The sequence below is a fragment of the Amycolatopsis taiwanensis DSM 45107 genome (assembly GCF_000519205.1).
GTDB lineage: Bacteria > Actinomycetota > Actinomycetes > Mycobacteriales > Pseudonocardiaceae > Amycolatopsis_E > Amycolatopsis_E taiwanensis.
In genome coordinates this window covers 143,975-163,516 of sequence record NZ_JAFB01000009.1, presented here as the reverse complement: position 1 = coordinate 163,516, position 19,542 = coordinate 143,975, and the positions used below count along the sequence as shown (strand labels likewise).

Below are 19,542 nucleotides of genomic sequence, written 5' to 3'. Positions count from 1 at the left end.
CTGTGCGCGTCCGGCCGTCGGTCCGCGCTGGTGACCTCCCTCCGAAGACATCCCCGGCTGGGTGCTTCCAACTCTTTCGTCGAACAGAAAATGTGACTCACCCCAGTCCTCATGAGGCGAACCTGCGCCGCTCAGCGACCGCGGTGAGCACGTGCCGGGCCAGGATGACGTCGGCGTCAGGTGCGCCTGCCGCCGACGCGTGGGCCGACATCGCCGCGATCCGCTCGGGATCGGTGAGCACCGGGATCAGGGTGGTCTCGATCCAGGTCGGGTCGAGGTCGGCGTCGTCGACGAGCAGCGCCCCGCCGGCCGCGACGACCGGCTCGGCGTTCAGCCGCTGCTCACCGCCGCGCAGCGGCAGCGGAACGTACGCGGCCGGCAGGCCGACAGCGGCCAGTTCGGCGCATGTCATCGCCCCCGAGCGGCAGATCACGAAGTCGGCCGCGGCGTAGGCGTACTGCATCTCGTCGACGTAGGGGATGACGACGTAGGGCGGGTCGGCGGGGCCGCCCTCCGGCACCTCGACCACGCGCCGCGGCCCGGTGATGTGCAGGACCTGCACGCCGGCCACCCGTAACGCCGCTGCCGCGCCGGACACCGCCGCGTTGATCGCCCGGGCGCCCTGCGAACCGCCGGTGACCATCAGTACCGGCCCGTCGGGTCGCAGGCCGAACCGCTGCCGAGCGGCCTCGCGCAGCGCGGCGCGGTCGAGTCCGGTGATCGCCGGCCGCAGCGGGATCCCGATGGCGGTGGCATGAGCCATCCGGACACTCGGCGCGGCGGTGAACACGTGCGTCGTCATCCGGGCCGCCAGCCGGTTGGCCACTCCGGGCCGGGCGTTCGCTTCGTGGACGACGATCAGCCGGCCCTGCCGGTGGGCGGCGAGGTAGGCCGGCACGGCCACGTGGCCGCCGAAGCCCACCACGACCTCGGCTCGCACCCGGTCGAGCACCGCGCTGGCTGCTCGCACCGAGTCGCGCAGCCTGCTCGGCGTTTGCAGCAGGGCCCGGTTCAGTTTGCGCGGCAGCGGCACCGGCGGGATGAGTTCCAGCGGGTAGCCGCGGGCGGGGATGAGCGTGGTGTCCAGGCCGCGGACGGTGCCGAGGGCGGTGATCTCCGCCGTGGGCTCCAGCCGGCGCAGCGCGTCGGCGAAGTTCATCGTGGGCTCGATGTGCCCGGCCGAATGGCCGCCGGCGACGACGATGCGTGGTGCCGTCACGCCTGCCCCCGTCGTGGTAGGGCGAAGGAGGTCAGCACGCTCGCGATGACCGTGTCCACACTGAAGACGCCAGTCGAAACGGATTCCTGACGCGACATTCCCTTTCCTGTCTCCGGCCGGCTCGACTATTTGATCGGAAAATCAAAATACGTGTCCGGATAGGGTTCGTCACTCAATGTGTAATGCCACCACTCGTAGTCGTACCGGACAAAACCGCAGTCCTCCATGATGGAGCAAAGGTGTTGCCGGTTTCTCGATTCGACTGCCGTGATTCCTCGCGCACCATGATGCGAGATTGGATCCATTAGATCATGGGCACCGCCCATGGGGGCAAGTTCACCGGTGGCCAATTGGTAGAGCGCCAAGTCGACGGTGCTGCCCCGGCTGTGGCCCGACCTGGCGGCGACATATCCCTTTTCAAACATCTCGGGTCTGTCGATATTCGGGTAGTGTCGCCGCTTCGTCCGGCCGTCCTCCGGCTGTTCCGACCAGCGCACAAAACAATCCACGGCGCGTTGCGGACGATACCCATCCCAAAGAAGCAAGCCGAAGCCAAGGGACGCGGCCTTTTCTTGCGCTCTCTCCAGGGCCGCGCACAAGGCCCTCGTGCCGACAATTCTGTTTGCCACGTATCCGTCCACGGGCTTACCGGTAAAGTTGTCCCAGGTGGCATACTTGGCATCCCAGCGTATGCCGGGTACGAACTCGTCCACAAAGACGAAATCGTCTTTCATCGAACCTTTCCCGTCAAGGCCAACGACACGATCCGGTCGATCACTTCGGCAAGCGGCAACCCCGCGGCTTTCATCATTCTCGGGTAACGACTGTATGAGGTCAGGCCGGGCAACGTATTGACCTCGTTGAGGACCACTGTGCCATCGTCCTTCAGGAACATGTCGACCCGGGACAGCCCCCTGCATCCCAGCGCGCGATATACGGCCTTTGCCGTCTCCTGGACGAGCGAGCGCGACGCTGCCGAGATATCGGCGGGAACGATTGGCAACGAGTTTTCGGAACCGCTTTCGGGGTCACTCTCCTGATGGATTCGAAAAAAGCCATGAGACAGCGCTATTCGATCTACCTCGCCGGTGATCAGATCAAGATCGTTCCCCAGGATCGCACATCCGACCTCGCTGCCGACGACAGCCTCTTCAATCAGAACCTTTGAGTCGTACCGTCGCGCGGTCTCCACGGCGCTCTGCAGTTCTTCTTTGCGAGATACCTTGCTGACGCCGAAAGATGACCCCGAACGGGCCGGCTTCACGAAGACGGGGTAGGTGAGCTGGTCGGGATCGATGTTCTCGTTCGCCGGGATGGTCCAGAAATTCGGCGTAGCGATTCCCGCGCTGCTCGCTACGACGTAGGCCAGGGATTTGTCCATACACAGGGCGGAACTTTGGACATCGCAGCCTGCGTAGGGGATGCCGGAGAGCTCCAACAAGCCCTGCATCGCACCGTCTTCGCCGAGTTTGCCGTGCAGAACGGGCAACACCAGGTCCAGGCTGATCGTTTCGTATCGTCCCTGCTCCAGGACCAGCAACCCGGGCAAGCTTCGGTCCGGCGACAAAACGGCCGGACGACAACTTCCGTTCTCCCAATCTTCGGCAGGGCCGTCACAAAGCTTCCAGGCACCACCCTTCGTGATCCCGATCCAGAACGGCTCATACATTTCGGTATCGAGGCTCTTTGCGACCTCTTGCGCAGACTTGACGGAGACGGGATGTTCTTCGGAACAACCCCCGAATATGATTCCGATTTTCAACCTATCCATGCCGGGTCCTGCTTTCAAATTTCAGGCAGTTGGTAATAGAGTTTTCGACGGTGTCACGCAGGGCGTGGTCTGTGTAGTAGGCGGTGTGCGGACTGATGAACACATTCGGCATCCGCTGTAGCCGTAACAGCGGTTTGCTTTCGATGGGCTTGTTTCTGCAGTCGGCGTAGAATATTCCCTCCTCGCCTTCGAGAACATCCAGTGCCGCGCCGCCCAGTCTGCCGCTTTCCAAGGCCGAGACGAGGGCCTCGGTATCAAGAAGTGAACCGCGTCCGGTATTGATGAGGAAAGCGCCGTGCTTCATCTCCTCGATACGTCGACGATGGAGGAGATGGCGTGTACCGGCGTTGAGCGGCGTATGGAGCGTCACAATATCGCTCCGCTGCAACAACTCGTCGAGAGGAACGTAGTCGGCAGAGATCGTGGGGTTTTTGTCATAGGCCAGCATCCGGCAGCCGAAACCCCACAGCCGGTCCATGACCGCCGCGCCGATGCGTCCCGTCCCAACGATCCCGACGGTCAGGTCGCGCAACTCTTTCCCGCGTACATCGTTCAACCGGTAGTCATGAACGTCGGCACGCCGGACAATGGATTTCGCGTTTCGCACCACCATCAGCATCAACATCAACGTGTAATCAGCCACACTATCGGGAGAATAGGTGACGTTTTCGACGGAAATCCCGACACTCTCCGCGTATTCCACATCGATATGGTTGAACCCAATGCTTCTGGTGGAGATGTAACGCACGCCGGCTTGCCCAAGAGCGAGCAGCGTCGAGTTTGTGATTCGAGTCTTGTGACCGACACTGATGCATCGATTTCCGGACGCCAGGTCGATATTGGCTTCGGATACCGCGGCCTCGGTGATGGTCGGCAGCACACCAAAGCGAGGCGCCAGCTCTCGGAACAGGACGGCCTCGTCCGGCCCGCATCCATAAATCGTGATTCCCGTTGCCGGGACGGCCGAGGAGAACGAGGACGCCAGCGATCGGGTGCGGCGGGCCGCCGTTCGTGCCGGTTCGCTGTAGGTCATGCCTTCCAGTCAAGGCAGTGTGGTGTTGCCGGCCCGTATGCGGTTTTCGATATGCCGACGACATGTTACCAGCCGGTAGCATCGAGCGCAGGGCGCTTTACCAGCGATTCAGCGCATGCGAACGGTCCACGAAGGTCACCGGAGCCGACGAGGAACTCCCGGCAGCCGCCGTCGGCGCGGCGGCTTCTTCATCGCCGCCGGTTTCCCTGGGCGCCCGAAACGTGGGCGCGAGCGGTGTCAGCGCACCTCGCCTGCGTCGCGGTGGCCGCATAAGCCCACCGCGGCCCTGCTGTCGACGATCCCGGTCGCCGTGCTGTTCTTCCGCTTCAAGCGCTACTACATCCACGGCGCCGTCGCGGGCTTGGTGAAGAACTAGCCCGCGAGTCTCGAGTGCTCGGTGCCGACGACGCAGGCGATACCCCAAGCGGAATCGTCGATGAGCGGACGCAGCTCGTCTGCCTCGGGCGTGCCAAGTTCTTCGAACAGCGTTTGCGCCTGCCGCCAGTGGTCCAGTGCCAGCTCAACACGCGCGGCGCACCGGTGCAGCTCGGCGAGTTCGTGGAGCGCGCGGGCTTCCTGATAGCGCTCGCGCCGGGCGATCGCCAGCCGCAGGCCCCGGTCGACCAGATCGGACGCCAGTGCGAGGTTCCCGATCTCCCGGTAGGTGGCGCCCATATCGACCAGCACCGCGCTTTCCATCACCGTCGCGTCCGTCGCGTCCGTCACGCGCACGAACCGCAACGCCGCGCTGAAGTTCGCCAGCGCGGCATCGAACCGGCTCAGCCCTCGGTAGACGTTGCCCACCACGTGCCGTGAACGAGCGACTTCCGTGATGGGCACCGCCTCGTGGCCCAGGACCAGCGCCCGCTCCAGCTCGGCGATCGCCTCGGTGTGGCATCCCATTCGCCGGTGCAGGTCACCGATACCGGCCAGTGCGCGGATTTCCCCGTCGGCGCTGCCGGCCTGCCGGGATAGCGCGAGTGCCTTCCGGAAGACGCCCATCGCATCGTCGAACTGGCCGAGGAGGGTCAAGACGTGTCCCACCGAGCCGAGAACAGTCGCTTCGAGCTGCGGGGCGTGCTCCGTACACAGCGTCAGCGCTCGGTTGGCGTGGCGAAGGGCTTCGGCGAACTCGCCAAGCCTGGAGCAGGTCACGATCAGCCCTTCCAGTGGGCCGATTTCGAACGACTTGAAACCCGCCTCACGGTGAAGTTCCAACGCCAGCAAGAGATGCCCGCGAGCCTCCTCGGTCCGCCCGCGATGCAGGCACGCCGCGGCGGCCAACTCGTGCGTCAGCGCGGCGCCCGTGGAATCCCCGGCGGCCAGGGCCGCCGGGAGCGCGCTTTCCTGGTTCCTCATCCAGTCCGGGTCCGGGTGGCATCCGGTCCAGCTCAGGCACTGGCGCAGAAAGCCGATCAGCCGGCGAGCGTGCGTTCGCCACCCGTTCCTGGCGGCAAACTCGGCGGCGCCGACCAGGCAGGCGCACTCGGTTTCCAGCCACCGCCAGGTCTCGTCCCTGGACGACGAATTCGGCAGGTGTGAAGACTCGATGCGCATCAGTTCCTCGCCGACTGTGAGCAGGTGCGCCGCCCGGGCCGTCTCGCGCAGGTAGAAATCCAGCAGGCGGGTATGCGCTTCGTGCCGCCGCTCCTCAGAATCGATCTCGTGCGCGAGGGCGCGGGCGTACTCACGGACCAGACCATGCACACGGTAACGCCCTCGCGCGACGACCGCGGCCAGGTTCTCGTCGACGAGCCGGTCCAGCAGATGTTGCGCTTGCGAGGGGGGCAGCGCGGCGAGCGCGGCCACTGAATCCCGCGCGAAGTCCTCGCCCGGATGCAGCCCCAGCAGCCGGAACACCCGCTGTTCGTCGCCGGACAGCGCCTGGTACGACTGGTCGAACATGGCACGCAGGCGTCGACTGCCCGCGGCCAGCTCATTCAGCCGGTCGTCGGCCTGTTCGAGCCGCGTGGCGAAATCGGCGATCGTCCACGCCGAGCGGGATCGTAGCCGTCGCGCCGCCAGTGCGACGGCGAGCGGTAATCGGCCACACAACTCCACGACCCGAGACGCGGCCTCCGGCTCCGCCGCCACTCGCTCGGCGCCCACCACCCTGGCCAGCAGTTCCCCGGCCTCGGCCGGGGTGAACACGTCCAGCGGGAACGTCCGCGCGCCGTCGAGCGCCAGCGTTCGACGGCTGGTGATCAGCACCAGATTCGCCGGCCCGGCCGGCAACAACGGCAGCACCTGGTTCTCGTCGGCCGCGTTGTCGAGCAGGACCAGCGCGTTCGTCCCGTAAAGCCGGTCCCGGTACAGCGATGCCCGCTCGTCGATCCCCGGGGGAATCTGGTCTCCGGGGACACCGAGCAACCGCAGGAAGGAAGCCAGCACCGCCGACGGATCCGCCGGCGGTTGATCCGCATGCCCTCGTAGATCCACGTACAGCTGGACATCGCCGTGGCGGCCGGTGGTGAGCGACCGGTGCGCCAGGTGGATCGCCAGTCTGGTCTTGCCCACGCCGCCCATGCCCTCGATCTGGACAATGGTCACGGCGGTGCCACCAGCCGGGACCGACAGGCTTGCGCCGATCTCCCGCAACTGCTCGTCCCGGCCGCTGAAATCGGCGATGTCCGGCGGTAACTGCCGATACGCCGCCACGGGAGCGGTTTCCGGCCCGGACACCTCCTGCCGCAGAACCTGCTGGTAGGCCGCGGTCAGTTCCGCTCCGGGGTCGGCGCCCATCTCCTCCACGAGCCGCCGCCGCAAGCTGTCGAAGACACTCAACGCGGCCGCTTGCTGCCCACTGCCGGCCAGCGCGATCATCAGTTTCGCGTGGACTGCTTCGTGGAAAGGATCTGCCTCGGCCGCATGTTGCAACAGCGGCAGCACATCGCGATACCGCCCCAGTTCGCAGGCGGTCTCGGCGTATTCCACGACGAGCGTCCGGTAGTCGCGTACCAGGGCGACGACGGTCGGGTGCGACTGCAACGCGGGCAGTCCCGCCAAGGGGTCGCCACGCCACAGCGCGACCGCGCCGGCGAAAAGCCGGCACGCCTCGGTCAGTTCTCCGGCCTCCCGGGCGCGCCTGGCCTGCGTCACGAGCCGTCGACAAATGAGCATGTCATGCTGTCCGTCGGCCACCGTCAACTGGTAGCCGCCACCTTCGGAGACCAGCACCCCGTAAGACTCGGAGTCAGTCCCGCCTGGCTGCAGCCGCCGGCGAAGCCGGGAAACCCGGGACTGCAAGGAATCGACATTGCCCCCACCGGACTGTGCGCCCCAAAGCGTTTCGACCAGCGCGTCCCGCATCACCGGGACGTTCGGGGACAGCGCGAGCATCCCCAACAGGAGCCGCTGTGTCTCCGATCCGAGCTCAACGGTCTCCCCATGGATCCACACCCGCAGCGGTCCCAGTACCTCGACCCGCAAGCCATCGGCCACGTCCGGCTCGTCCTCGGCTTCGCGCATGAGATCGGCGCGCTCGACACGGGAGAGCTCAAGGACGTTTCCCAGCCGCCTCAATGTCGACGCACGCGGTCGCGAGACCCGCCCTTGCTCGATGTCGCGCAACGCGCCGACACTCAGGCCGGCGAGCTCCGCGGTCTCCCGTTGGGTGAAACCGGCACGACGCCGGAACCCCCGGATCATCCCCGCCAGCCGTCCGTAGCGACCAACAGCCATTCGATCACGCCCTCAGTCAGGAAAAGCACCAACGTCTAACCACCCGTGCGGGTGCCCCCAGACTGAAATCGATCATGCCATAGCGCTCTCCCAGGGCGCTTGGTAAGCGCTTCGCGCCGCCGGCCGGACGAGCTTGCGGCGGACCTCCTCCGCTGCAGCCCGGGCTCCTCTCCGGACGCCGAGCGCCCGCTGCCACGCGTTGCCGGCTTGGCGGGTTTCACCCTGAGAAAGTGGAGCTCGCCGATGCGGTTCAACGTGCGGCTTTCGTAGAGTTCGGTCTCGACCTCCCAGTACAGCTCGATCGCGCGGTGGCAACACCTGATGGCCTCGGCGAGATCACCGAGCTGCTGGTGGGCGAAGCCGAGCGGTGCCAGGTGTGAGTCTGAGTCCTGCGATCACCGATGTCCAGCCGCATCGTGAACCGGGCAGCAGCGGGCGTACTTAGTAGACATCGCTCGTTGTTCCGGTCTCCACCATGCTGGGCGGCATGCCTTCCTCCGTCTTGTCGTTACCCGATTGGTATGCAGGCATTGAAACCGGTCACGGGTGTGCCCGTCATTCGTAACGGCGCAGAGTCCTGTCGTCAACGCGCCTTCCCCGCGTTTATGCTCCGATACGAATGCGGCCGGAGGTGATCACGATGTACCACCTGGACGGTCTGACCGTGGGCAACGGCGCCACCGTCGGCGCCGCGGCGCGGGAGGCGTGGCGGGACTGGTGCTGCCAGGCGCACGGCAGACTCGACTTCGAGTTCGATGTGGACGACTACCGGGCGCGTCTGCTCCGCCAGCGCACCTCGGCGTACCAGCTGATCGCCTGGACCGGGGACGCCGAGGTCATCACCCGCCGGGCGCGCGATGTCCGCCGCGACTCCCGCGGCCACTACGAACTCATCGTGCCCCTGAGCGGCGACCTGCACATCGGGCGGGACGACCGCCTGTCCTTGCTCCGGCCCGGCGAGATGATCCTCGTCTCGATCGACGTCCCGTTCAAGGTGGCCCACCCCGCCGACGCAGCCGCCCTCACCCTGATCATTCCGCCCGAACGTATCGAGCACCGGCTTGGTCCATACGGGATCCGTGGTCACCGCATGTTCGGGGGCAAGGGTCTGGGCCGGGTGAGCCGGGAGCTGATCGTGAGCCTGCTCGGCGAGCGCGACCACCTGTCCGGCTCCGACTTCGACGCGGCCTGCGACCGGGTGGTCGACCTGATCTGCCTGGCCAGGGACGGAGCGGACCGGCCGCCCACGGCTTCGGCGGGGGCCACGGTGGTCCAGCAGGTCCGGCGCTACATCCGCAAGCACGCGACGGATCCCAACCTGTCCATCACCGCGATCGCCTCGGCCGTCGGCTGGTCAGCCCGCTACATCCAGACCGTGCTCGCCCGCGAGGGCACCACACCCACCCAACTGATCCGCGGTGAACGGCTGGGCCTGGCCCGCGTTCGGCTGTCCGACCCGGCCTTGGCCAACAAGACCATCGCCGCCATCGCGGCCTCCGTCGGCTTCACCTCGCCGAGCGCGTTCAGCCACGCCTACCGGAAACACTTCGGCTGTTCCCCTCGCGAAACGCGCGGGGAACTTCGCACCCGATGAGCGTTCGGCTTCCGGAGCGTCGCGATCTGGCCGGCCGGGCGACGGTTGAACCGGCGGACGCAGCGATGCTCCGGCGCGCGGTTTTTCGTTTTGCCAGCGCGGCCGGCACCGCATCCGAAATGTCCATAGTGAACAATCGCGGCCAGCACAGCCGGTTGACCATCACCGATCTCGAAGACTTCCGCGACGAGGATCGCCAGCTGCCACAGAAGTCCAAAGTGTATTTCGAATGACCCCGTAGCCGATCCGTACGCCTGGCCCAGCGGAACCCCTGACGTGCGGTTCCAGCTCAACTCTGCCGCCGACGACGCCTCCGATCCGCAAGCGTCGGCGGGCACACTGGACACACTCCCGAGAAGACGGAGAAGTCGTGAGCGAGATGACCTCCCCCTGTCAGATCTGCGGCAGCCGTGGCAACGACGGCTGGCTGTTGGCGCCCCTGATCGACTACAACACCGGCCTCGTGACGTCGCGAGAGGTGTCCTGTGAAGCTTGCGCCAACAGAAAGACACTGGCTCGCGACACCCCACGCCGCCGCCTCGTGCGGAAACGGACGGCCACCAAGCGGCGCGAGGAGTGGGGCCGGCTCCTCCGGATCCGCATGGTGGGGAAGCGTCGGTCCACCCGGGCCAGGACTGCCCCGAAACGGACCGAAGCTCACAAATAGCCAGGTCGTCGACGCGTACGCCAATCGGATCAACAAAAGTCTTGCCGGATCGTTCAACAATCCGTACATTGACCGGCATGACGATGCGGTGCGAAACCTGCGGTAGCGCAGACGGCCGGAGCCTGGAGACCGTCATCGACCACGAGACGGGCGTCGTGACTTCGCGCGAGACGTCGTGCGACAGCTGCGTTGTAGTTGCCGTGCCCAGACCGCGGACGCGGAGGGGGGCAGCCAAGCCTCTGCCCCGCTCGCGCGTTTCAGTACCACTGGGACGCGACATGTCCAGGTTGCACTGCAAGCGACCGACAAGAGCGGCGACGAATCTCAAGGTGGCTTCCTAAGCCGCATTGTCACTGCGCTCTGCTCGCTGTCGACGGCGGGTGAGCATCAGTGAGATCGATGACGGGGTGGCGTAATGGCGACCACGACCAAAGAGAAGCGCAACAGCGCGAGACCTCACCGCCGAAATCGCTTACCCGACCCGGGTACTCAAAGGACCCACGTTGCCCGTGCCCGCTCGGCCGGCCGGGCGGGCACGGGCGGAATCGGTGAACCCACAAGGAATTTCTGGTGGCCTGTCCGCAACGCGCGGTTGCCGCCCGCGAGTCGCACGGCGGAGAGGTCCGCATCCGCGCCGCCCGCTTCCCAGCCGAAAGTCGTTGGAGAAGCTCGGGTTCGACCACGCCCGCGGGCTCAACCGGGACATCATCGCTTACCCCGGCACCCTGGATCTCGTTGCCGCCAAAGAGGACGGTGGTCTTCCCCGGCCCGCCCGGCACCGGCAAGTACTGACATGGGTCGAAATTCAGCTGCCGTTGATGCAGACCGGACTTGCAGAACACGGCCTGGCTCGCGGCACGGACACCGTGAGGAGACGACGAGCGATGTCAGGACGTTGGCCCGCCGAGTTCCGGTTTTCCCGTCGCCTCCTCGTCGAGAACCCCGGTACCCTCGCGACCGTCCAGGACCTGGGCCGGCCCGGATTCGCCAGCATCGGCATCGGTACCTCCGGCGCCGCGGACCGGGGCTCCCTCCGGCTTGCCAACCGCCTCGTGGGTAACCACGAGGGGGCTGCCGCGGTGGAGGTCACCTGGGGTGGATTCAGCGCCCGTGCGCGTGGTGAGCTCAGGGTCGCGGTGACGGGCGCGCCTTGCGGGATCACAATCGGCCGTGCCGAAGGAGAAATGAACACGGTACTGACCGTGCCTGCCGGTGCGACGCTGCGACTGTGCCGGCGCGAAATCGGCGTGCGAACCTACATCGCCGTTGCCGGCGGCATCGATGTGCCGCCGGTGCTGGGTTCGCGGTCGACCGACCTCCTGTCCGCACTGGGGCCGGACCCGCTGCGGCCGGGAACGGAACTGCCCATCGGGCCGGCCCCGCCGGCACCACCGCCGGTCGATTTCACGCCACCGGCGATTCCGGCCGGTGACGAGTTGACCCTTCGCGTGATTGCGGGGCCCCGCCACGAATGGTTCACGGAAACCGCGCTGAAAACCTTGCTGACGAGTCCGTACACGGTTACCACGGAAAGCAACCGCATCGGGATCCGGCTTGACGGACCGCCGCTGGCCCATCGCGAGAAGTGGGAAGCCGGCAGCGATGCGGTCGTGCCCGGCTGCTTGCAGGTTCCGCCGTCGGGACGGCCGACGCTCGTGCTCGCCGACCACCCGGCTACCGGCGGCTACCCCGTCATCGCCGTCGTCGTGTCGTCCGATGTGGACAAGGCAGCCCAGGCGCGGCCTGGCATGCGAATCCGCTTCTCCCTTCTCAGTTGAGAATGCGCGCCTCGAAGGACGGGGAGATGTTCCTGGCGTCCTGCCCGTCGGCAACCGCAGCCTCGGCCGTCTGCAGCTTGTTCCCCGGCGGGCTGGTGGTCGCCCGTAGCACGGCGCACTGCACCAGCTCGCGCCTGGCGATTCGAGAACGGTGCTGAGCATCGAGCCCGTGGACTCGGGTGTCCACTCGGGCCTGGCGGTTCATCAGCCCGTGGACTCGGGTGTCCACTCGAGCCTGGCGGTTCATCAAGAGTCGAGCCGTGTAACCGAAACTTAATCAGCGGCTCGGATGACGTTCCGACCTGCGACTATCCACCGAAAAGTCGATCCAAGCGCTTCGAGACACTCGCTCATGTTCCCTGAAAGTATTGACTGATCGTTGAACAATACTTACCTTCACGACCTACCTCACTCCCTACAATGGACGGACGTCCTGATGACCGAGTCAACCGAGACCACGGACAAGCGCTCCCTGCGCCGCGCGTTCGTGGCAAGCCTGTCGGGCACCACCCTCGAGTACTACGACTTCGCTGCCTACTCCGTGGCAGCCGCGACGCTGTTCGGCAAGCTGTTCTTCCCCTCGGGAGACAGCCTGGCCGGCACCATGGCGGCGTTCTCCACCTACGCGGTCGGGTATCTAGCGCGCCCGCTCGGCGGGTTCGTCTTCGGCCGCCTCGGCGACGTCCTCGGGCGCAAGAAGGTGCTGGTTTATACCCTCCTGCTGGCGGGTGTCGCCACCTTCCTGATCGGCATCCTGCCGACCCACGCCGCGATCGGCGGCTGGGCACCCGCGCTGCTGGTGCTGCTGCGCTTCGCGCAGGGTGTCGGTGTCGGCGGTGAATGGGGCGGCGCCGTGCTGCTGTCCAGCGAGTTCGGTGATCCGAACAAGCGCGGATTCTGGGCCTCCGCCGCCCAGATCGGCCCGCCGGCAGGCAACCTGCTGGCCAACGGTGTCATCGCACTGCTGGCCGCGACGATACCCACGGCCGCGTTCGAGTCCTGGGGCTGGCGGATCGCGTTCCTGCTGTCCGCTCTCCTGGTGCTGTTCGGCCTGTGGCTGCGGACGAAGCTCGAGGAGACCCCGGTCTTCAAGAAGATCGCCGAGCAGGGCGAGAAGCCGAAGGCCCCGCTGACCGAGGTCTTCAAGCACGAGCCGCGAGCCCTGATCGCCGGCATCCTGGTCCGCATCTGCCCGGACGTCCTGTACTCGCTGTTCACCGTCTTCGTCCTCACCTACATGACCAGTGAGCTGGGCATGAGCCGTAGCCAGGGCCTCACCGCGGTGATGATCGGGTCGGCGTTCCAGCTGTTCCTGATGCCGGCTGCGGGTGCGCTGTCCGACCGCGTCAACCGCCGCACGATGTACCTGGTGGGCACGATCGCCGCGGCCGTCTGGCCGTTCGTCTTCTTTCCCATGGCGAGCACCAGGTCCTACCTGGCGATCGCGGTCGGCATGGTCGTCGCGCTGGCCATCCACGCCCTGCTCTACGGCCCGCAGGCCGCGCTGATCACCGAACAGTTCTCCGAACGCCTGCGCTACACCGGCAGCTCGCTCGCCTACACCCTCGCCGGGGTGCTCGGCGGCGCCGTCGCACCGCTGGTCTTCACCGCCCTGCTCGCCAGCTACGGTTCGTGGGTCGTGGTGGCGCTCTACGTGGTGGTGACCGCGGTGGCGACCGGCATTGGTGTCGCCCTGAGCCGCAAGGCGCCGGAAGAGACGATTGTGGTTCCGTCGGAGACGGTGGAAGCGCTACGGTGAACATCCTGCAATGCGGGGATCAGGCGCTGCTCATCGACACCGACGGAATCGACACGGTGCTCGGCCTGTACTCCGCACTGTCCGATCCTCGCCCCGAGGGCGTGACGGAACTGGTGCCGGCGGCGCGCACCCTGCTGGTGCGCTTCGATCCGACGGTGATCCCGGCCGAGGACCTGGCCGAAGTGCTGGCGGGCACCGAACCGGTGCCCGCCCAGACGATGCGCGGTGAGCTGATCGAGATCCCGGTGTACTACGACGGGGCCGACCTGGCCGAGGCCGGCCGGCACACCGGCCTCGGCCGGGACGGAGTCGTCGAGCTGCACACCGCCGCCGAGTACACGGTGGCGTTCGGCGGGTTCGCTCCCGGGTTCGGCTACCTGACCGGGCTGGACCCGAAACTGCACCTACCGCGCCGGGCCACGCCCCGAACGCATGTGCCGGCCGGGACGGTCGCCATCGCCGGTGAGTTCACCGGCATCTACCCGTGGCCATCGCCGGGTGGCTGGCAGTTGCTCGGCCGGACCGAGGTCTCGCTGTGGGACCCGGCCCGGCATCCGCCGGCCCTGCTGCGGCCGGGTACTCGCGTCCGCTTCCGGGAGGCTCGATGATCGAGGTGGTGCGGCCGGGGCCACTGACCACGGTGCAGGATCTGGGCCGTCCGGGGCTGGCCGCCCTGGGGGTCTGCGGATCCGGGGCGGCCGACCGGTGGTCGGCGGCGCTGGCCAACCGACTCGTCGGCAACCTCGACGGTGCCGCGGTTCTGGAGACCACCTTCGGCGGGCTGGTGCTGCGGTTCCGGCGGGCGGCGCGAGTCGTCGTGACCGGCGCGCCGTGCCCGATCCGGCGCGACGGAGCGGGCCAGGCGATGAACGCTCCGTTCACCGTCTGGCCGGGCGCGGAGTTGACGCTGGGCACGCCGTCGACCGGGCTACGCACCTACCTGGCCGTGCGCGGCGGGATCGGCGTGGACAAGGTCCTCGACTCGCGGTCCACGGACCTGCTGACGGGACTGGGGCCGGCGGTGCTGAGCAAAGGCGACGTGCTGCCCATCGGCCGGGACGAGTGCGGGCCGCCACCTGCGGTGGCGGTCGCGCCGGTGCCCGGGCCGGCCGGAACAGCGCTGATCGTGCGGGTTATACCCGGCCCGCGCGACGACTGGTTCACCGGGAAAGCGTTGCGGACCTTGTCGACGGCCACCTACGAGGTGACCTCGGAGAGCAACCGCGTCGGTGTGCGCCTGGCCGGTCCGCCGCTGACCCGTGCACGTACCGGCGAGTTGCTCAGCGAGGGCATGGTGCCGGGCGCGATCCAGGTGCCCCCGTCGGGCCTGCCGCTGGTGTTCCTCGCCGACCACCCGGTGACCGGTGGATACCCGGTGATCGGCGTCGTACTGTCCGGTGACCTGCCGGTGCTGGCCCAGGCCCGTCCCGGCCAGCCCGTCTCGTTCCGCCTCGTGCCCCGCTCCCTGCCACGCCACGCCACGGACGTGCCGTGGGCGGCCGCGGTCTGACCTCGCGGAAGCCGCGGAAGCCGTTGTCACCAGGGCGGCAGTGGCTTCCGGGCCGCCGGCTCGTGCATCTATCTGCCGGCTCCGGACTCTGCTTGCAACACCTCGGCCACCTGCCCGACCAGGTCCATGACGCCGTCACCGGTCAGGATCAGCTCGCTGTCGGCACCCGGGTTGAAGCACAGCGCGTGCTCGTCGTCCGGCCAGTTCCCGATCACGCCGAGGAACGGTACGACGAGGCTGTGCCGAACCGACGGCGCGATGCGCGCCATCATCGCCGAGGACGAGAACAGGGTGATCACGGGCAGGTCCCGGATTTTCCGGACCTGCCAGGGAAAACCGGGTGCGTCGATCGCGGCGGGGCCGGGCACCTGCTCGGTGGTCGGGACCACGACCTGACCACCCAGCAGCGCCGCCAGGTACCCCTCCTGGTCCTGCTTGCCGATTGCCTCGGCCAGTTCGTTCTCCAGGGGATTGGCCGGTGCGGACTCCGGCGGCCCTCCGCCGAGTTCGGCGAGAACTCCCTGCCGGATCTGGGTGCGCGCCTCGGCGAGCACAGCGTCCTGCAGATCGGTGATGGCCACCAGCGATTCGCGGCCCTCGGCCAGCTGGTAGATCGCCTCGACCGAGCCGGCGAAACCAATCGGCAGGCCGGGATTGAGCGCCAGGCTCAGGCCGGCTTCGGGCGGCCAGCCCGCGGCCATCGCGTGGTAGGTGGTCTCGACATGCCCTCGGGTGAACCGTCCCAGCACCTCCGCCAGCGTCTCCGCCGATGTGTACGCAATCACATGCGGATCGTCCATCGGCAGCAGGCGCATCAGCTCATGCCACTCCGGTGTTCCGGACTCGGGCAGGACGGGCAGGTAAAGCGGGGCCGACAACACGATCTCCGCGTACCGCTTGCTGTCCTCTTCTTCGAGCGCGCGCACCAGTTCACGCTCGATTTCGTTGGCCGGCTGCCAAACGGACTCCATGCGTTCTTGCCCTCCTGCGGTACCTTCTATATCCATAGACCCTAAGCCCCCGATCCCCAACGGAAATCATGGCACGCACTCTCTTCGTCGCACCCGACCAGCGCGGCGCCCTGCCCACGATCCGCGACGCGCTCGAAGCCGCCGACAGAGGGGCCGTCATCTCGATCGCGCCCGGTAGCTACGACGAGCCCATCAGCATCGTCGGGCAGCATGTCGTCCTGTCGGCACGAGAACCGGGCAGCGTCACGATCACTTCGCCGTTCCCCGACCAGCCGGCGCTTTCCACCACCGACAGCCAGGTCGAACTCATCGGGCTCACGCTGAAATCCTCGGACCACGCGGCCATCCGCATCCGTGGCGGCCAGGCGAAGATCGTCGAATGCGCGGCCGAAGCCCGGTACGCGGCCGCGATCGACGTGGCCGGCGCGGGGCGGATCGAGGTCCGCAACACGCAGGTCACCGGTGCCCAGTGCGGGATCCTCGTGGAGGATTCCGACGGTGTGATCGATCGATGCGAGGTCCGGGACATTGTGGACGACGGGGTGATCCTGCGGCTGGGCGCCCGGGTCACCATCCAGCACTCGACCTTGGCCGGATGCGGTTTCCGCGGCGTGTACATGTACCAGGCCGGCGGTTCCAGCCTGGAACGGTGCGACATCTCGCAGACCGGCGACGCCGGGATCGCGGTGGCGGACCAGAGTTCGCCGACGATCAGCACCTGCTGGGTGCACGACACCCAGGGCGTCGGGATCAGTGTCGGCCGCGGTTGCGGTGGCCTGATCGAGGACTGCCGGATCGAAAACACCGCCGTGCCGAAGATCCTCCTCGCCGAGGGGGCACGCACCGAGGTCCGGGAACCCGATCCGGGCAAGAAGGGGCCCGTGGTGGGCGCGGTCGCGACGACCGGCAACCACCAAAACCTCGAGGGCGTCGAGAAACTGCTCGGCGAACTCGACGGCATGATCGGCCTCGCCGGCGTCAAGGCCGAGGTCCGCGGGCTCATCGACGAGTTGCAGGTCAACGAATGGCGACGCAGCGAAGGTCTTTCCGTCGGGACGGTGAGCAACCACCTGGTGTTCGCGGGCGCACCCGGTACCGGCAAGACCACGGTCGCGCGCCTCTACGGCCAGTTGCTCAAGGAACTGGGCATCCTGCCCAACGGGCGGTTCAAGGAGGTGTCCCGGCGCGACCTGGTGGGCCAGTACATCGGGCACACCGCGGAAAAGGCCGCGTCGGTGTTTGACGAGGCACGCGGTGGCGTGCTGTTCATCGACGAGGCGTACACGCTGTCCCGGTCCAGCGGCGGCGGCGCCGACTTCGGCCAGGAAGCCATCGACACCCTGGTGAAACTGATGGAGGACCACCGCGACGAGGTCGCGGTCATCGTCGCCGGCTACACCGGGGAAATGCAGAAATTCCTCGACGCCAACCCGGGTCTCGCGTCGCGGTTCGCCAAGACGCTGGACTTCGAGAACTACAGCCCCGAGGAACTGGTCCAGATCAGCGCTCGCCTCGCCACCGGCGACGACTACCTGCTGGGCGACAACCTCGACCTGGCGCTGCTGGAATGGTTCAGCCAGATCGAGCGCGACCAGAACTTCGGCAACGCCCGTGAAGCCCGCAAGCTGCTGGAGCGAATGCGCAAGGCGCAGTCGTCCCGCCTGCGCACGCTCGGGCGGCGGCCGGACCGGGACGACCTGCGCACCCTCACCCTGGACGACCTGCTGGAGGCCGTCCGCGGCACGGCCTGACCTCAGGCGCCGGTCGCCGGCCCACCGGCGGCGGCCGCCTCGGCCAGGGCGGACACCAGCTCCGGCACGCTGTCCCCGGGCAGGGTCAGCTCGATGCTGGTGCCGGGGTTCAGGCAGAGCACGTGGTCGTTGCTCGGCCAGTGCACCAGGACGTCCAAAAAGGACACCGAGATCCGGGGCGGATTCCCGACCGCGATCGTGTCGAGGACGCGTTCGGAGCTGAACATCGGGACGACGGGAGACTCCTCGTCCCCGAGGAAGCGCCAGGGAAAGTCGTCCCGTTCGATCCGCTGTGGATCGGTGACCGGCTCGGTGACCGGGAGCACGACGTCCGCCCCGATCAGCGCGAGCAGGAACTCGTCGAAGTCCAAACGCGACACCGCATCGTGCAGCCGCTCCTCCAGCTGATTGGCCGGTTTCAGTTCGGACGCGGCGTCGGCGTCTCCCCCCAGCTCGGCCACCGCGAGCCGCCGGACCTCCGCGAGCACCTCGTCGACCATGGCGTCCTGCACGTCCTCGATGGGCACCAGCGACTGCCGGCCCTCGGCCAGATCGTCCACCTCGCCGAGGCCGAGGAACACCCCGATCGGCAGCCCCGGATTGACGACGAGCTGGGTGTCGGGCGACCGGGTTTCGGCCAGCGTTGCCACGGTGGTCTCCGTGTAGGTCTCCACAACCCCACCGAGTATCCAGTCCAGCCCGTCCGTGGAGGTGAACACGATCGCGTGGTTGCCCTCCGGCAGCGGCAGGCTCGGCGGCCACGGCGAACCGGGGTCCGGCGGGGCCGGCATATACAACGTGGCCGACCGCAACAGCCGGGCGTAGCGCCGGCTGTCGTTGGCCTTCAACGCCGCCAGCATCTCGCTTTCGGCCTCGTCGGCCGGTTGCCATCCGTAGTCCACTCGCCACTTCCTCCTTGTCTTCCCGCCTTCGATTCTCGCGCCACCCGATGGATGGTCAACAGCGGGAACCCGGTGCAAGTCCGCAACCCGCCAGGAGACACGGACACTTTCATCGTACGGGGGGAGTTCCGCCAACAGCCGTCGGTCGTGCGCGATCCGGGGTCGCGGGTCGTATCGGTCCCGCACTACCGCGCCCACGGTGACCCCGCCTTCACCGCGGCCGCCGGCCCGCCGCCACTGTCCGACCGAGAAATGTCCTGACAGGACTGCTCCACGACGGGCCCTCCGTGCGTTTCCGTAGCTACTCCGTACTTTCCGGGCTCGTTGTCGCTCGTCTCGGAAATCGACTTGCCTCGGGGGCGGACAAAGCAAGATCATCACCGGGTGGGAATCGATCTGGAACTGGCCGACGTCGCCGCAGCTCGGTACCAGCTCGACTCTTGCGAAGGTTCCGGCCGACCCTGCGCGCATGCCCCCGGCTGCGCGGAAAACCTCTGCCGTCTCCTTGGCCGCGGGCCCTCGAAGTTCCCGTACCGCCGCTTTAGGGACATCAACGAGAACATGCGGCTTACCGGGATGGGCTACCAGGCCGAGCCCGAAACCGAGACGATCCTGGCCAACGCTCCCGACAACGAACAGGCACAACCGGACCGAGCGTCGGCCCACCTCCGCTGGCGGTCACAGACCGTCCCGGGGAAGACCGGAATTCCCGCATTCAAACTCGAATCGAACGATCGGTGGCTGGTAACCACGCGCGAGATCGATGAGGCATTGGCGGCTTACGCGCAAGTCTCGGCTGAACAACGAGCCGTCCTGGAAACCGATCCCAAGTGGGTCAGCTGGCTGGAGTGGCTCGCCCTCGCCCGAGAACGCGGCGGCTTCGAGGCCGAATAACGGCTCTGTGGT

Annotated in this window: 18 protein-coding genes; 10 read left to right on the top strand and 8 right to left on the bottom strand. The window is 67.2% G+C overall.

Annotated elements, in window-relative coordinates; translation table 11 throughout:
* Window positions 1-109 precede the first annotated feature (109 nt).
* From A3CU_RS0108810 to vanH, 4 genes are all read right to left on the bottom strand, one after another.
* Window positions 110-1,219, bottom strand: coding sequence for a UDP-N-acetylglucosamine--N-acetylmuramyl-(pentapeptide) pyrophosphoryl-undecaprenol N-acetylglucosamine transferase (locus A3CU_RS0108810; protein WP_027941975.1), 1,110 nt, complete (start codon window positions 1,217-1,219; stop codon window positions 110-112).
* A 125-nt stretch (window positions 1,220-1,344) separates the two neighbouring features.
* Window positions 1,345-1,953 carry a D-Ala-D-Ala dipeptidase VanX gene (gene vanX / locus A3CU_RS0108805; RefSeq protein ID WP_027941974.1) on the bottom strand — a complete coding sequence of 203 codons (609 nt, stop codon included), beginning with the start codon at window positions 1,951-1,953 and terminating at the stop codon, window positions 1,345-1,347.
* A complete protein-coding gene (gene vanA-Sc / locus A3CU_RS0108800; RefSeq protein WP_027941973.1) occupies window positions 1,950-2,990 on the bottom strand; it encodes a D-alanine--(R)-lactate ligase VanA-Sc in 1,041 nt (346 codons plus the stop codon). The genes vanX and vanA-Sc overlap by 4 nt, the downstream gene beginning before the upstream one ends.
* On the bottom strand, window positions 2,983-3,936 hold the full coding sequence (gene vanH / locus A3CU_RS0108795) for a D-lactate dehydrogenase VanH (protein ID WP_425388228.1): 954 nt from the start codon (window positions 3,934-3,936) through the stop codon (window positions 2,983-2,985). The genes vanA-Sc and vanH overlap by 8 nt, the downstream gene beginning before the upstream one ends.
* 202 nt (window positions 3,937-4,138) lie before the next feature.
* Between vanH and A3CU_RS0108790 the strand changes: the two genes are divergently transcribed.
* Complete coding sequence (locus A3CU_RS0108790) at window positions 4,139-4,399, top strand: hypothetical protein (protein ID WP_027941971.1); 261 nt, start codon at window positions 4,139-4,141, stop codon at window positions 4,397-4,399.
* Here A3CU_RS0108790 and A3CU_RS44010 read toward each other — a convergent pair.
* Window positions 4,396-7,704 carry a BTAD domain-containing putative transcriptional regulator gene (locus tag A3CU_RS44010; RefSeq protein ID WP_084143163.1) on the bottom strand — a complete coding sequence of 1,103 codons (3,309 nt, stop codon included), beginning with the start codon at window positions 7,702-7,704 and terminating at the stop codon, window positions 4,396-4,398. The two genes, A3CU_RS0108790 and A3CU_RS44010, sit on opposite strands and share 4 nt — an antisense overlap.
* 230 nt (window positions 7,705-7,934) lie before the next feature.
* Between A3CU_RS44010 and A3CU_RS52275 the strand changes: the two genes are divergently transcribed.
* The 4 genes from A3CU_RS52275 to A3CU_RS44000 all read left to right on the top strand — a co-directional run bounded on the left by A3CU_RS52275 (window position 7,935) and on the right by A3CU_RS44000 (window position 11,743).
* On the top strand, window positions 7,935-8,084 hold the full coding sequence (locus tag A3CU_RS52275) for a hypothetical protein (protein ID WP_156960292.1): 150 nt from the start codon (window positions 7,935-7,937) through the stop codon (window positions 8,082-8,084).
* A 239-nt stretch (window positions 8,085-8,323) separates the two neighbouring features.
* A complete protein-coding gene (locus tag A3CU_RS44005) occupies window positions 8,324-9,298 on the top strand; it encodes an AraC family transcriptional regulator (RefSeq protein ID WP_052371563.1) in 975 nt (324 codons plus the stop codon).
* Window positions 9,295-9,531 carry a hypothetical protein gene (locus tag A3CU_RS0108770; protein WP_027941970.1) on the top strand — a complete coding sequence of 79 codons (237 nt, stop codon included), beginning with the start codon at window positions 9,295-9,297 and terminating at the stop codon, window positions 9,529-9,531. Before A3CU_RS44005 ends, A3CU_RS0108770 begins: the two co-directional genes overlap by 4 nt.
* Window positions 9,532-10,849: 1,318 nt before the next feature.
* The gene (locus tag A3CU_RS44000; protein WP_043840835.1) at window positions 10,850-11,743 is read left to right on the top strand and encodes a 5-oxoprolinase subunit C family protein; all 894 of its coding nucleotides are present in this window, start codon (window positions 10,850-10,852) and stop codon (window positions 11,741-11,743) included.
* Here the strand turns inward: A3CU_RS44000 and A3CU_RS0108750 are convergent.
* Window positions 11,736-11,972: a hypothetical protein gene (locus A3CU_RS0108750; protein ID WP_027941968.1), complete on the bottom strand. Its 237-nt coding sequence runs from the start codon at window positions 11,970-11,972 to the stop codon at window positions 11,736-11,738. The two genes, A3CU_RS44000 and A3CU_RS0108750, sit on opposite strands and share 8 nt — an antisense overlap.
* Window positions 11,973-12,179: 207 nt before the next feature.
* Between A3CU_RS0108750 and A3CU_RS0108745 the strand changes: the two genes are divergently transcribed.
* Genes A3CU_RS0108745 through A3CU_RS43995 form a run of 3 tightly spaced genes read left to right on the top strand, consistent with a single transcriptional unit; the run spans window position 12,180 to window position 15,012 of the window.
* Window positions 12,180-13,502 carry an MFS transporter gene (locus A3CU_RS0108745; RefSeq protein ID WP_027941967.1) on the top strand — a complete coding sequence of 441 codons (1,323 nt, stop codon included), beginning with the start codon at window positions 12,180-12,182 and terminating at the stop codon, window positions 13,500-13,502.
* Complete coding sequence (pxpB, locus tag A3CU_RS0108740) at window positions 13,499-14,110, top strand: 5-oxoprolinase subunit PxpB (protein ID WP_027941966.1); 612 nt, start codon at window positions 13,499-13,501, stop codon at window positions 14,108-14,110. Before A3CU_RS0108745 ends, pxpB begins: the two co-directional genes overlap by 4 nt.
* Window positions 14,107-15,012, top strand: coding sequence for a 5-oxoprolinase subunit C family protein (locus A3CU_RS43995; RefSeq protein WP_052371562.1), 906 nt, complete (start codon window positions 14,107-14,109; stop codon window positions 15,010-15,012). Before pxpB ends, A3CU_RS43995 begins: the two co-directional genes overlap by 4 nt.
* 68 nt (window positions 15,013-15,080) lie before the next feature.
* Here A3CU_RS43995 and A3CU_RS0108730 read toward each other — a convergent pair whose 3' ends face one another.
* Window positions 15,081-15,983 carry an SseB family protein gene (locus A3CU_RS0108730; protein ID WP_027941965.1) on the bottom strand — a complete coding sequence of 301 codons (903 nt, stop codon included), beginning with the start codon at window positions 15,981-15,983 and terminating at the stop codon, window positions 15,081-15,083.
* A 68-nt stretch (window positions 15,984-16,051) separates the two neighbouring features.
* Between A3CU_RS0108730 and A3CU_RS0108725 the strand changes: the two genes are divergently transcribed.
* Complete coding sequence (locus tag A3CU_RS0108725; protein ID WP_027941964.1) at window positions 16,052-17,734, top strand: right-handed parallel beta-helix repeat-containing protein; 1,683 nt, start codon at window positions 16,052-16,054, stop codon at window positions 17,732-17,734.
* 2 nt (window positions 17,735-17,736) lie between these two features.
* Here the strand turns inward: A3CU_RS0108725 and A3CU_RS0108720 are convergent, their stop codons facing one another.
* Window positions 17,737-18,636, bottom strand: a complete 900-nt coding sequence (locus A3CU_RS0108720; protein ID WP_027941963.1) for an SseB family protein — start codon at window positions 18,634-18,636, stop codon at window positions 17,737-17,739.
* A gap of 384 nt (window positions 18,637-19,020) precedes the next feature.
* Between A3CU_RS0108720 and A3CU_RS52270 the strand changes: the two genes are divergently transcribed.
* Window positions 19,021-19,530, top strand: coding sequence for a hypothetical protein (locus A3CU_RS52270; RefSeq protein WP_156960290.1), 510 nt, complete (start codon window positions 19,021-19,023; stop codon window positions 19,528-19,530).
* Window positions 19,531-19,542 lie beyond the last annotated feature (12 nt).